At 62.5% G+C, this 14,529-nt stretch carries 2 protein-coding genes (1 of these 2 running past the window's edge); both read left to right on the top strand.

Translation table 11 applies throughout. The features are described from left to right. Positions 1-4,964, top strand: the end of a protein-coding gene (locus P7C00_RS17175) for an amino acid adenylation domain-containing protein (RefSeq protein ID WP_404936926.1). The gene continues 9,781 nt to the left of window position 1, outside the view; only the last 4,964 of its 14,745 coding nucleotides appear in the window; the start codon falls outside the window, past its left edge; it ends in the stop codon at positions 4,962-4,964. Continuing rightward, complete coding sequence (locus P7C00_RS17170; RefSeq protein WP_404936925.1) at positions 4,957-14,529, top strand: SDR family NAD(P)-dependent oxidoreductase; 9,573 nt, start codon at positions 4,957-4,959, stop codon at positions 14,527-14,529. Before P7C00_RS17175 ends, P7C00_RS17170 begins: the two co-directional genes overlap by 8 nt.

Genomic DNA, 14,529 nt, shown 5'->3' with positions numbered 1-14,529 from the left:
TGCTTGACAGCCCCTCGGCAGACGCGCTGATGAAGGCGTTGCGAGAGCAGCGTGACTACCCGCGCCTGGCGAGCCTGTGGTGCAGCGGCGTGACCCTGGATCTGGATCCGGCGCTGCGGGGCGTGCCGGCACTGCGCTTGCCTGGTTACGTGTTCGATGAGCGGCTCTGCAAACTGCCGGCGCATGTTCACGGCTTCAGCCTGCCGAACCTGCTGAGCGTCGCGCCGGCGACCGCGCAAGGCGCGATCCCGCAGGACCAGCAGCAGGTGCTTGCCGGGGATGGGACGGCCCAGAGCCAAGCCGAAGCTCAACTGCGGCAGATGCTGGCGAGCCTGCTGCAACTGGCCGCCGACGAGCTGGATTTTCAGTGTCCGATGGCTCGGTATGGGGTCGACTCATTGACGGCGGTGCTGTTGCAAAACCGTATTTTCGAGCAGTACGGCGTGCGCTTACCGTTGGCGCAGTTGCTGGACTGTCAAACCTTCGCGGAGCTGGCTCGTCATTTGCCGCAGGTGCCGGTCGTGCCTGTAGTTGTGTCCAGCGAGGCGCCGGTGAGCGAGCATCCGCCGAGCATCGGGCAGCAGGGGTTATGGACCGAACAGCGCCATTTTGCCCAGCAGGTCGGCTACAACATCCCCTACGCGTTCCGGGTTGATGGCCGCCTGGACGCCGAGCGGGTGTTCGCTGCCGCTCAAGCGACGGTTGCCCGGCAGCCTTTGCTGGGCGCCAGTTTTACCTTGCGCGAGGACCGCTTGTGGGTGTGCAACAACGCTCATCCACGCCCGCAATGCACGATCCACCCCTACCAGGGCGACGATGAACAGACGCAGCAGGCTGCGATGCGCGCGCTGGCCAGAAAACCTTTCGACCTGGCCAGCGATGCATTGGTGCGTGTCGATCTGTTCGTCCAGGCGCCGGAGCAGAACAACACGGTGTTGTTGCTGACATTCCATCACAGCGTGTTCGATGGCAGTTCGTTGCCGATTTTCCTGAGTACTTTCCTGGCGTTCTACGAACAGGGAACCGAGGCCGATGTGCCAGCACCGCGCAGCAGCTATGCGGCCTTTGTGGCCTGGCAGCAGCAGTGGTTGGACAGCGAGGAAGGCGCCCGCGCCCGGCGTTTCTGGCACAACCGCCTGAGCGCGCCTCACTCAGCACTGACACTACCAGGCCAGCAACTCGACAGCGGCCAACACCAGCCGCAGATACTCAAGGTGGCATTGCCCGGCTCTACCCTTGAGGGCTTGGCCGAGCTGGCCGCGCGCTACAACCTGAGTACCTACAGCTTGATGCTGGCAGCCTTTGGCTTGTTGTTGCGACGCCAGGGTGCGAGCGCTTCGTTGCGCATCGCCACGCCGTTTTATGGACGTCCGCACACGCAGTTCGAAGACCTGGCGGGCTATTTCGTCAACTTGCTGGTCATGCCTCTTGAGGTGCCGGCAGACCCGGTGCTGGGCGACTGGTTGCCGACTTTGCACCGCGAGCTGCTGGTTGCCCTTGAGCACGGACATTATCCGTATCCATGCCTGCACAAAGAGCTGGCCGAGCAACCGGGGCAGCCTTTGTATGACGCGGTATTCATGTATCAGAACTGGGTGCGCGCCACACAACGGCGACTGGCCTCCAGCGGCATGCAGTTGCAACCGTTGTTGCAGATTCAGCAGCAGGTCGATTTCCCCTTGGCTTTTGAAGTCTTCGAAGGCGAAGAGGGCAGTACGCTGTTCTGTCATTTCAACGCAGCGCTGTATCCGCCGGCACTGATGCAGCGTTTGCAGGCGCAGTACCTGGAGTTGCTGGCCGAGCTGCCCAGGCTGGAGGTTGCGCTTGCTCAACCCGACTCGGTAGAGCCCGGGCTGGCAAGCCTGTTCGAACGCCAGGCGGCGCTCACCCCGCAACATGTGGCCCTGATCTGCGATCACCAGCAGATTGATTACCGCCAACTCAATCAGCACGCCAACCGGCTGGCCCGGCAGATCAGCCAGTCTCTGCCACTCCTGGAGGAGCGGGAGGGGGTGATCGGCCTGCTGTTGGAGCCGGGCCCGGAATTTGTCGCCGCGGTGCTGGCGGTCTGGAAGTTGGGTCTGGCCTATCTGGCACTGGATCCGGGGCTTCCCGCCGAGCGTCTGGCTTACATGGTGGCCGACAGCGGCTGCCTGTTGTTGGTCAGCGACGGTGCCGCGCAGCGACGTTTGGGTGAAAAACTGCCGGGCAGCATGCTCGACCTCGATGCACTGCGCGAGCAGATCGACGCCCAAGAGGGCAGTGATCTGCCGCGCACGCGGTGTCAGGATTTCTGCTATGTGATCTACACCTCTGGCTCCAGTGGCCGTCCTAAAGGAGTCAAGGGCAGTCAACGCGGCACGCTCAATCGCTTGCACTGGGGGTGGAAGACCTTCCCGTATGAGCCGCACGAGCGCTGCTGCCAAAAGACCTCACTGAACTTTGTCGACCATGTGGCAGAGCTGTTTGCTCCGCTGTTGCAAGGCGTGACGAGCGTGATCGTGCCAGATCAGCGCCTGCGTGAAGGTGGGCCAGCGATGCTGCTTGAGGTTCTGGATCAGTATCGAATCACGCGGCTGGTGGTGATTCCTTCATTGCTCCGGGCGATGCTGCAAGAGCCTTCAGCGTCTACGGCATTGGGCAGCCTGCGTTACTGCTTCAGCAGTGGCGAAGCGTTGTCGGCGGATCTGGCCCGGCGGTTTTTCGACGCTTGTCCGCAGTCCGAGCTGATCAACATCTACGGCTCCAGCGAAATGAGTGCGGATGCCACTTTCAAACGCATCACTCCAGGGCATGAATCCCAGATCAACATTGGCCAGGAGCTGGACAATGTCAGTGTGGTGATCGTCGATGAGCTGGATCGTCATTGTGCCATCGGGGTCCCCGGGCAGTTGCTGGTCACCGGTGCGGCACTGGCCTTGGGCTATATCGCTGACGATGACCGGCCGTCACAGGGGTTTGTGCAACTGGACCTCGATGGCAACGGTACGCAACGCTATTTTCGCAGTGGCGACGTGGGCTATCGGCTGGACAGCGGCGATATCGTGCTGGCGGGCCGTGATGACCAGCAGGTCAAAGTCAACGGGCAGCGGGTTGAACTCGGTGAAATCGAAGCCGCCTTGCGGGCGCATGCCGGGGTGCTGGAGGCTCTGGTCAAACCTGGCGACGATGGTGCCCTGCAGGCTTTTCTGACACTCGGTGCAACCCTGGATGGTCACACCCTGCGTGAACACCTTGGCCGGACCTTGCCCTTGTACATGGTGCCCAGCCGCTTCTATGAGCTGGACCAACTGCCCAGGCTGGCCAGCGGCAAAGTCGACCGACTGAGCCTGTCACCACAGGCTGCTCGCTTGCTGGCGTATGAGGCGCAGCCAGGCGGTGATGATGGCTCGCGCAACAGTGACCACGCGGCACGCCTGCTGCAGGTGGTGGCGCATATCCTTCAAGTCTCGGCGGACGAACTGAGCCTGGACCAGGACTTCCACCAGCTGGGCTTTGATTCGTTTCGCTTCGTGCGCCTGGCGGATGCCTTGAACTCGGCGTTCGGGGTCAACAGCACGCCGGCGGATTTCTATCGTCACGCCACGCCACGCAAATGGCTGGACAGCCTGGCGTTGCCTGACAGTGACTTGGCCGCTGAAGGCCAGCCCCAGTCGTGTGCCATGGATGACGCGATTGCCGTGGTTGGAATGGCCGGGGTGTTTCCCGGCGCCGATGACCTGGAGCATTTCTGGCAACAGTTGCATGACGGGGACGATCTGATCAGTGAGACACCCGCCGCCCGCTGGTGCTGGCAAGACTACCGCGAGCAGTCGGGTGGCGAAGCCTTGCGCTGGGGCGGATTCATCAAGGATGTCGACAAGTTTTCTCCGGCTTTTTTCGGCCTGTCGCCGCTGGAGGCCGAGTTCATGGACCCGCAGCATAGGTTGTTCCTGGAGTCGGCCTGGCATGCCCTGGAAGACGCAGGCTACGCGCCGCGTAGCTTGCCCGAGCGTGATGTCGGGGTGTTCGTGGGGGTCAGTTCCATGGACTACGGCGCACAGCTGATGATCCACGGCGAGGTCGATCCACTGGCCAATTTTGGCAACGGCCACAGCATGCTGGCCAACCGGGTGTCCTACCTGCTCGACCTGACTGGCCCCAGCCTGGCCATCGACACCGCTTGTTCCAGCTCGCTGGTGGCGATCCACGAAGGGGTCAAGGCGATCCGTAACGGTGACTGCCGTTGGGCGTTGGTGGGTGGGGTCAATGTGCTGCTGGAACCGCGCATCACCCAGGCCATGGGCAAGGCCAAGATGCTCAGCCCCCAAGGGCGCTGCAAGTCCTTCGCGGCAGATGCCAATGGCTACGTGCGGGGCGAGGGCGCCGGGGTGCTCGTGCTCAAGACCCTCAAGCAGGCCTTGGCCGACAACGATCAAATCCATGGAGTCATTCGCGGCAGTGCGGTGAACCACGGCGGCCGTGGCGGTTCGATGACCGCGCCCAACCCGCAGGCTCAGGCCGATCTGGTGCATCAGTTGTACCAGCGTGTGGGCATCCGTCCGGAGCAGGTCAGCTACATCGAAACCCACGGTACCGGTACACCGATTGGTGATCCGATCGAAATCAATGCGCTCAAGGAGGCCTGGCAGCGCTCCGGCTATCAGCCTGGCAGCGGAGCGCGCTGCGCGCTGGGCGCCCTGAAAAGCAATATCGGCCACCTTGAAGCGGCCGCTGGGGTCGCCGGTGCAATCAAGCTGCTGCTGTGCCTCAAGCACCAGACCCTGGTGAAAAACCTGCATTGCGCAGAGCCAAATCCCTATATCGATCTGCAGGACAGCCCTTTCTACCTGCTCCAGCACAGCCGACCCTGGTTGAGCGACTCCGGCCAGCCACGCATGGCCGGCATCAGTTCGTTCGGCATCGGCGGAACCAACGCTCACTTGCTCTTTGAAGAATTTTCTAAGGAATCCGCTGATGAATGATCACGCTGATCGACTGATCGTGCTCTCGGCCCTGCAGGCGCACACCTTGCCCGTGTTGGCGCAGCAGTTGCTCGAACATGTGCGTGGGCGTCCGCAAACGGCGCTGTCGGATATCGCCTATACCCTTCAGGTTGGTCGCGAAGCCTTGCCGCATCGCTTGGCGTTGCTGGCCGCGTCCAGGGAACAACTGATCGTCCGCCTCCAGGATTACGTCCAGTCCCCGGAGGCGCCCGCGGCCTCGCTCTGGAGCGGCACTGTCGAGGGCGCTCAGGCTCGGTCCTGGAGCATTGAGCAAGCCGATGGGGCCTCCCTGGAGGCCCTGGCCCAGGCCTGGGTCGAGGGTGTCACGCTGCCATGGACCGCGCTCTGGGCCGGGCAGGCTGTGCGCCGCACGCGTCTGCCGGGATACCCGTTCGAGCGCGAGCGGCATTGGGTGCAGCCCGCTCAGGTCGAGCCGCCGGGAGCTCAAGAAGGGGACAAGTATGTGGTGCACTTGAACGGCCACGAATTTTTCCTGCGCGACCATAAGCTCGACGGTCAGGCAATTTTGCCCGGCGTGATGTACCTCGAGCTGATGAACCGCGCATGGCGCGCGACAGGGCGCGCGGGCGCACCCTTTCAATTGCGCGATGTGCTGTGGTTACAGCCGCTATGGGGGGATGAGAGCGGGCTTGAGTTGCAGGTCTGGCTGCTGCCAGAGGGCGATCGGGGACCACGGTTTGAAGTTCGCTCGCAAGACGCGGGTGGCCAATGGACGGTGCACTGCAAGGCTGAAGTCTGCACGGCTTCGGGCAGTGCCCGACGCCTGGATGTCTCGGCGCTTGAACAGCAAGCCCGGACGCATTTCAGTGGGGCCCAGTGCTATGCCCAGTTGACGGACATGGGCCTGGACTACGGCCCGGGTCACCAGTGCATGGAGCACCTGTGGGTGGGCGATTTCGGAGTGCTGGTGAAACTGTCGACGCCTGCAACCAGCGAGCCGCCCCAAGAGGACTTTGTGCTGCATCCGGGGGTATTGGACTCGGCTCTGCAAGCGGCCCTGGGCCTAAAACTGGAGGAGGCGAGTGCCGCTCGAGTGAGCGTTCCCTTCGCGCTTGCGCACTTCGAGCTGCTGCGCCAGTGCGCGCCACCGCGCTGGGCCTGGCTCAGGCCGCAGCCGGATGCTCGGGCGTCGACCGGGCTGCAACTGATCGATATTGACCTGTTCGATGCCGAGGGCGAGCCGGTGGCTCTGATGCATGGCTTGGCTTCGCGCACGCTGTCCGCCAGCAGCGAATCCGAGGCCGTGGCGGCCTTGCCTCAGGCAACGCCTGAGGTGACCGCGACCGCAGCAGACCTGCGTCACGCGTCCCTGGAGTACCTGCGTCAACAGTTCGCCCAGGTATTGCGTCTGAATGCCGAGGATATTCAGGAGCAGGTACAACTGGAGCAGTACGGGATTGACTCGATCATCATCATTCGTCTGACCGATGAGCTGGAAAAGACCTTTGGGCGCCTGTCCAAGACACTGTTCTTTGAGTACCAGACGCTGGCGCAAGTCACCGACTACTTTGTCGCCGAGCATGCAGCAACTTTGCTTGGGCTGCTGCAACCGCCTTCGCAGGCCACGTCCTCGGGGCATGGCGAGACGGCCGCCGTATCCCTCAGCCCGGAGCCGGCCCCTCAGGTCGCCGCCGAGCCCGAGCCCGAGGACGATGATCAGGAGATAGCCATTATTGGTCTCGCCGGCCGCTATCCCGGGGCGCGCAACATGGAGGAGTTCTGGAGTTGCCTGGCCAGCGGACAGGACCTTATTCGGGAAATCCCGGACGAGCGCTGGGATCACCGTGAGTTCTATCATCCGGCCCGCAATACCATTGGTAAAACCTACTGCAAACACGGTGGTTTTATCGACGATGTCGACAAGTTCGATCCGCTGTTTTTCGGGATTTCTCCCCGTGAAGCCATTGGCATGGAGCCCCAGGAGCGGCTGTTTCTGGAATGTGCCTACGAAACCCTGGAGGATGCCGGCTACACCCGCAGCAGCCTGCCAGCCGCGGAAGGTGTGGGCAAAGGGCGCAGTGTCGGAGTGTTCGTCGGGGTCATGTACGAGGAGTACCAGCTGTTCGGTGCGCAATCGACGGCCCGAGGCTATCCGTTTGCAGTTCCCGGGCACCCGGCATCAATCGCCAATCGGGTGTCCTACATCTTCAATCTGCATGGCCCGAGCATTGCGCTCGATACCATGTGCTCCTCGTCCATCACCACTTTGCACCTGGCCTGTCGCAGCATTCGCGATGGCGAGTGCGAAATGGCCTTGGCCGGTGGCGTCAACGTGTCAATTCACCCCAATAAATACCTGATGCTGGGGCAGGGCGGTTTCGCCTCGTCCAAAGGTCGCTGCGAGAGCTTTGGCGAAGGTGGTGAAGGCTATGTGCCGGGTGAGGGCGTGGGCGCGGTGTTGCTCAAGCGCAAACGCCAGGCCATCGCCGATGGCGACCAGATTTACGGCGTCATCAAGGCCTCGGTGCTCAATCACGGCGGCAAGACTAATGGCTACACCGTGCCCAATCCGCTGGCCCAGGCTGAGCTGATTGCCAAGGCCCTGCTTCAGGCCCGGGTTCCGGCACGTGCCGTGAGCTACATCGAGGCCCACGGCACGGGTACGCCGTTGGGCGATCCGATCGAGATCAGCGGACTGACTCGGGCATTTGCACGACATACTCAGGACACCGGGTTCTGTGCCATCGGTTCGGTGAAGTCCAATATCGGCCACTGCGAGAGTGCGGCGGGTATTGCCGGGATCAGCAAAGTGCTGCTGCAGATGCGTCACGGGCAACTGGCGCCCTCGCTGCATGCCACGCCGTTGAACCCCAACATCGATTTCGCCAGTAGTCCGTTCTATGTTCAAAACAGCCTGACACCGTGGGTCCGTCCGGTGCTCAACGACCAAGGCAGCGAGCGCACCTGGCCACGTGTGGCGGGTATCTCCTCGTTCGGCGCGGGCGGTGCCAATGCCCATTTGTTGATCGAGGAGTACCTACCTTCGGCGTTGGCGCCGCCAGTGCAGCGCCAACTGCCTGTCGCTATCGTGCTCTCGGCGAAGACCGGCAGCGCCTTGCGCCTGTGTGTGCAGCGGTTGGTCACAGCGCTGGCGGGACCGGTGCTTGGCAGCGCCGATCTATTTCGTATCGCGTTTACCCTGCAGGTGGGCCGCGAAGCGATGAGCGAGCGACTGGCCCTGTGCGTGAGCTCGCATCAAGCGTTGCGCGCTGCTTTAGAGGCTTGGTTGCAAGGCGAATCAACGGTTGACGGCCTATTGACTGGATCGGTTCGCGGTGCTTCGGGCAGCGGAGCAGCCCCTGCCACGAACGATCTGTCGGTGCTCATCGCCGCCTGGATTGCAGGGCAGGAGGTGGATTGGCGGGCAACGTATGCGCGGCCTTACCCGCAAAAAATCAGTTTGCCGACCTATCCATTCGCCCGAGAGCGCTACTGGGTCGAAGACGAAGTCGAGGCCGCGATGGCGGCCGCCGGCGATTCCATGAGACCAGTGGCGCTCACCCAGGCGCTGCATCCGCTGGTGCAGCGCAATACCTCCTGTGTTGGTCAGCAACGTTTCAGCAGTGCTTTTGATGGCAGCGAGTTCTTTCTTGACGAACACCGTATCAATGGCCAGAAACTCTTGCCCGCGGCCGCGTCGATCGAGATGTTCCTGGCCGCCACCCGTCTGAGCCAACCTCTGCCGCATGTTGAGGCTGCCCGGCGCCTGAGTCAGTTGGCGTGGTTGCAGCCGGTGTGGCAGGGCGAGGGTGAGTTGCAACTGGACGTCGAGGTTCAGGGCGAGGCTGACGCTGCGCATTGGCATTTACGTTGTGTCAACGCTCAAGCACCGGAGCAGGTGTATTGCCAGGCGACGGTCACGGACTGTGCGGCGCGCTTGATCGAGCATGACATCGAACAATTGATCGCTGGCTGTAGCCGTCAAGTGGCGGGCACTGAGTTGTATGAGCGTTACCGTCAGGCCGGTTATGAGTACGGCGCATCGTTCCAGAGCATTGAAACCTTGTGGGGCAATGATGAGCACGTGATTGCCCGGTTGCACCTGCCCCAGGGGCCGGCGACGCGTTTGACGCCATCATTCGAGGTGTCGCCATCGATGCTTGATGGCGCGCTGCAGGCGTGTGCGGGATTGCTGCTGGGGGATCTGCAAGCCGATCTGTCGGTGGCTCTGCCGTTTGCTATTGACAGCCTGGAACTCTATGGCCGGTGCGAGCACAGTCTGTGGGCTTTCGTGCGGCGGCAGTCGCCGTCGAGTCAAGCGGTTACCCGCTTTGACATCGATCTGTGCGATTCGCACGGCAAGGTGTGTGTGGCTATCCGTGGCTACAGCGCGCTGCGGCTCAAGCCGGCCGAGACCACCGAGACTGGGTTGGCCGTGACCAGTTCTGGTACCCAGGTCCACCACGCTGCCGAGCGCAAGGTCTATCTGTTGCCGCAGTGGAGTCTGGCCCCCGAGCCCGTTGCTCAACGGGGCTCTGATCTGGGGCGGTTGCTGATTCTTGGGAGCGACCAGGACGATCTGGCGCGGCTGGTCGAAGGGCAGCCTTCAGCACTCTGTCTACAAGTCGGTCCCAACAGCAGCAGTGCCGAACTGTTGGCCCTGCTCGAAGCACGCGATATCGAGCACCTGATGTGGATCGCGCCCAGCGTGGGGCATTCGGCATTTGATCATGAGGCGGTTATCCAGGCGCAGCAGGGCGGGGTCATGTTCCTGTTCAACCTGCTCAAGGCCTTGCAGCAACTACCTCAGGCCAGCGGTGCCTTCGAGTTGACCGTGGTGCAATACCAGACCAGCGGGTTCGACTCACAGGCGATCAACTTCACCCAGGCCGGGGTTCATGGGCTGGTGGGCAGCATCGCCAAGGAAGCGCCACGCTGGCGAGTGCGCAGCGTCGACATCGAGCGCGACAGCGTGGCAACCCTGGACACTATCCTGCAGCAGCCGTGTGACCCGCTGGGGCTGCAGCGGGTCCTGCGTCAGGATCGGTGGTACGTCCGTCAGTGGCTGGAGACTGAGTTCCAGCAGCCAGCACAGGGCGATTACCTGCGTCAGGACGGCGTCTATGTGGTGATCGGTGGCGCAGGCGGTCTGGGCACGGCCTGGAGCCAATACGCGATCGAACGTTGCCACGCGCAGGTGATCTGGCTGGGACGTCGGGCATTGGATGCGCAGATCCAGGAGCAGATCGATGCTTGCGCACAGGCCGGGCGGGCACCGCTGTATTACCAGGCCGACGCCTGTGACCTGGACGCGCTGCAAGTCTGCCTGCAACAGATTCGCCAGCGTTTCGGCGCGATCCACGGGGTCATTCACTCGGCCTTGTCGCTGGAGGACAGCACTCTGGTCAACATGGATGAGGCGACCTTGCGCAAGGTGTACTTCGCCAAACTCCAGAGCAGCCTGAACCTGGGGGTGGCGCTGCGCGAGGCCCCCCCGCAGTTCCTACTGTTTTTCTCCTCGACCGTGGTGTTCACTCCGCCACCGGGCCAGGCCAACTATAGCGCCGGCTGCTTGTTCCAGAACGCACTGGCAGAGCAGTTGGCGCGTGAGTTGCCAAGCCAGGTCAAGGTCATCAACTGGGGATTCTGGGGACATACCGGCGTTGCCGCGTCTGCGCAGTACCGTGAGCGTATGGCGCGCAACGGCATTGCTTCCATCGAACCAGCCGATGGCATGCAGGCCTTGAATCACCTGTTCGCCGATGATCTCAATCAGTTGGCGCTGCTCAAAGTCACCGACCGTGTGCAAAACCCGCCGGCGCTGATTCCCTCCGACCAACGACTGAACGTGTTGGCGGCACGCGCTGTGGCCCATGTTCATCAGGTGTGGCCCGCAACCCACTTCGCCGAGCATATTGTTGAGCGCTGGCGTCAGCAGTTGGTCGCGCCGGATGCGTCACTGTCGTTGCTCGACATAGGGGCCTGCCTGGGCGCTCGTGGCGGTGTGCTGGAGCACCTGCAACCGCCCCAGTCATTGACCCGGCGCTATGTGTGCAGCTACAGCACGCAAAGCGATCGCTTGCGCATTGACCCACTGCGAGGACAGGTCGATGCACTGCAAGAGATAGCCTTTGATCCGCAGCACGACCCACTGGCCCAGGGCCTGGAGCCTGGCACCTACGATGGGATCATTGCACTGGCGCCGATAACCGGCGATTTGCTGCCAACGCTGCGTCACATCAAGGTCTTGCTCAAATCCCGAGCCAGCCTGTTCATAGCCTGTCATGAGCGCCTGGATGAGCTGCGCTCGGCCCTGCATCAAGAGGGCTACAAGGTTGTGGGCGAGTGGCAGGACCCGATCAGCGGTCCGCTGCTGGAGGCGATGAGCGATGGGGTGATTCGTCTATCGTCGTCAGCAGCCAACAGCACACAGCACAGTCCAGCGGCGATTCCGACGGCACCCGCCATGGTCCGGCAGGCGCGGGTGTCAGAGGTTGGCGAAGAGGCTTTGCTTGAGGCATCGCTGGCCTACTTCAAACGCTTGATCGCTGAGGAATTGCGCATTCCCATCGAGCGCCTGCAAGTCGATGAGCCGCTGGACAGCTATGGCCTCGATTCGATCTATTCGGTGCGCCTGGTAACGCTGCTCAACGAGTCTTTCGCCGAGGTGAGCAATACCCTGTTTTTCGAGGTACAGAACCTGCGGGCCCTGGCGATGCACTTCATTCACCAACATCGGGCCGAACTGGAGGCGCTCTTGGGCCTGCAAGCGACTTCACCTGGCGCACCGCCTGCCGCTGTGCCACCGCCAGCAATGGTCGCGCCCGTTCGGCCTCAAGCGCCGGCCGTCGAGGCGCGGGGAAGCGCCTGTGACATCGCGGTCATCGGCATGAGCGGGCGCTATGCCCAGGCGGATGATCTGCAGGAGTTCTGGCAGAACCTGTCTCAAGCCCGTCACTGCATCAGTGAAATTCCGCCCAAACGCTGGGACTGGCGGCAGCATTTCGATGTTCAGCGTGGCAAGTGGGGCAAGCATTACAGCAAATGGGGGGGCTTTATCCGCGATATCGAGGCGTTCGATCCGCTGTTTTTCCAGATATCGCCCACCGAAGCCGAGCGCATGGACCCTCAGGCGCGGTTGTTCCTGGAACAAGCCTATGCCTGCATCGAAGAGGCCGGCTACACCCCAGGCACTCTGTCACCGGGGAATCGGGTCGGGGTGTTCGTCGGCGCGATGAATGCCGATTACGTCAATGGCGCCAGCTTTTGGTCGATTGCCAATCGGGTGTCTTATCTGTTCGATTTCAAAGGACCGAGTCTGGCAGTGGACACCGCCTGTTCCTCCTCCTTGAGCGCCATTCACTTGGCCATCGACAGTCTGCTTTCGGGCTCGTGCGAAAGTGCGATTGCCGGGGGGGTCAACCTGATCATGAGTCCGACCCATTACATGGGGTTGTCGCTGATGGGCATGCTCTCGCAGAGCGATCAGTGTCGGGCATTCGGTGCCGATGCCGATGGCTTTGTCGACGGCGAAGGGGTTGGCGCCATTTTGCTCAAGCCCCTGTCGGCGGCGGTGGAGGCTGGGGATCATATCTACGGTGTGATCAAGGGCAGTGCGATGAATGCCGGCGGCCGAACCAGCGGCTTCACCGTGCCCAACCCCACAGCCCAGGCAGCCGTGGTGAGCCAGGCCCTGCATCGCTCGGGTATTGCCGCGCGGCACATCAGTTATCTGGAGGCTCACGGCACCGGTACTCCCTTGGGTGACCCGATCGAGATCAAGGGCTTGAGTGATGCGTTTGCCGAGGCTGGGGTCGAGCGGCAGTTCTGCGCCTTGGGTTCGGTCAAGAGCAATATCGGTCACTGCGAAAGCGCGGCCGGCATCGCCGGTGTAACCAAGGTGTTGCTGCAGCTCAAGCACACCACACTGGTACCGACCCTGCACAGCGAGCGCAGCAATGCACGCATCGATTTTTCCCGGACGCCGTTCAAGCTGCAGCACCAAGTGCAGGAATGGCAGGCGCCGTTGGTGGAGATTGATGGACGTCTGCAGCAAGTCCCGCGCAGTGCCGGTGTTTCATCATTTGGCGCCGGTGGGGCCAATGCCCATCTGATCATTCAGGAGTACGCCGACCCCAGGTCGCCGGTCGCTCGCACCACGGCACCGGTGCTGATTCTGTTGTCGGCACAATCACCCGAACAGTTGCGCCAGCGCGCCGAGCGTTTGCTGGCTCACTTGCAGGGCAGTGGCGCCGAGGTCGATCTGCGTGATCTGGCTTACACCCTGCAAGTGGGACGCGAAGCCATGGAACATCGGCTGGCGTTTGGCGCCGCCACAGTCGAGGCGGTCTGCGCTGCCCTCAAGGCGTTTATCGAAGGGCAGCAGGTGCAGGGAAGCGAGTTGTACCAGGGCTGCGTGCAGGAACACCGAGAGGCGATGAACCTGTTGCAGGATGATGAGGACTTGCGCCAAACCATCAATCACTGGTTTGCAAAGGGCAAGCTTGGCAAGTTGCTGGCACTCTGGGTCAAGGGCCTGCGGGTGGACTGGCAGCACTTTTATGCCGAGCGTCCGGGGCGTCGCGTGAGTTTGCCGACCTATCCGTTCGCCAAAGAATTCTTCTGGCTTGACCTGGGGCGGCAGGCGTCGCAACAGGCATTGGCGGCCCCGGCGCACATGCATCCGTTAGTTCACGAGAACCGTTCCGGGCTGGACGCGGTTCACTACGTGAGTCACTTCAGTGGGAGCGAAGCGGTGCTCAGCGATCACCGTGTCGCGCAGCGCCGCTTGTTGCCGGCAGCGGCGCAGGTGGAAATGATCCGCTGCGCGGTCACCCTGGCACTTGGGCATGCAGCGGAGCGCGTGACGCCGATGCGCCTGCGTGACCTGGCGTGGGTAACACCGATCAGCGCCGAACAGCCGCTGAGCCTGGATGTGCTGCTCCAGCGCTCCGCGGTGGGGCTGCAATTCAGTCTTGGCTCTGCGCCCGGTGCAGTCGTGCATTGCCAAGGCAGCGTCGACTTCCCCGAGCAGCCGGCGTCGAACGCAGTGGATCTCACGGCCCTGCGTGCCAGCTACCCCGCTCTGGAGCTCAGTCCTGATGCGTTCTACCAGCAGTTGGCTGGCCAAGGCCTGGAGTACGGCGCGTCGCTGCGCAGCCTGATCTGGCTGGGCCGCAAGGCGGACAGCGTGCTGGTTGGCCTGAAGTCCGATGCGCAAGCGTATGCCGATGCCCGCTATGTGATCGACCCCGGCGTGCTCGATGGTGTCCTGCAAGCCTTGGCGTTGTTCGAGCCGGCACCGCAAGAGGGGGCCTTGGCGTCGCTGGCCTTGCCTTTTGCCCTGGACAGTATCGAGTTGTTCGCTGCCTGTCGCGGCGCGCTGTGGGCTGAACTGCGCCGGCAACCGGTGTTCAACGCTCTGGGAGCGAAAACCGACATTGACCTCTATGACCAGGCCGGAAACCTGTGCCTGTCGCTGCGTGGTCTGGTGACCCGTGGACCGAGCGTCGAGACCATGTCCTCTATGGCAGAGGACGCGCTGGTCATCCTCAGTCCCCGCTGGACCCTGGCCAACCTTTGA

The organism is Pseudomonas sp. JDS08PS003, assembly GCF_045013505.1.
In the GTDB taxonomy this organism is placed as follows: Bacteria; Pseudomonadota; Gammaproteobacteria; order Pseudomonadales; family Pseudomonadaceae; genus Aquipseudomonas; species Aquipseudomonas protegens_B.
The sequence above is the reverse complement of the archived record's forward strand: the minus strand, read 5'-3'. Positions and strand labels throughout refer to the sequence as shown.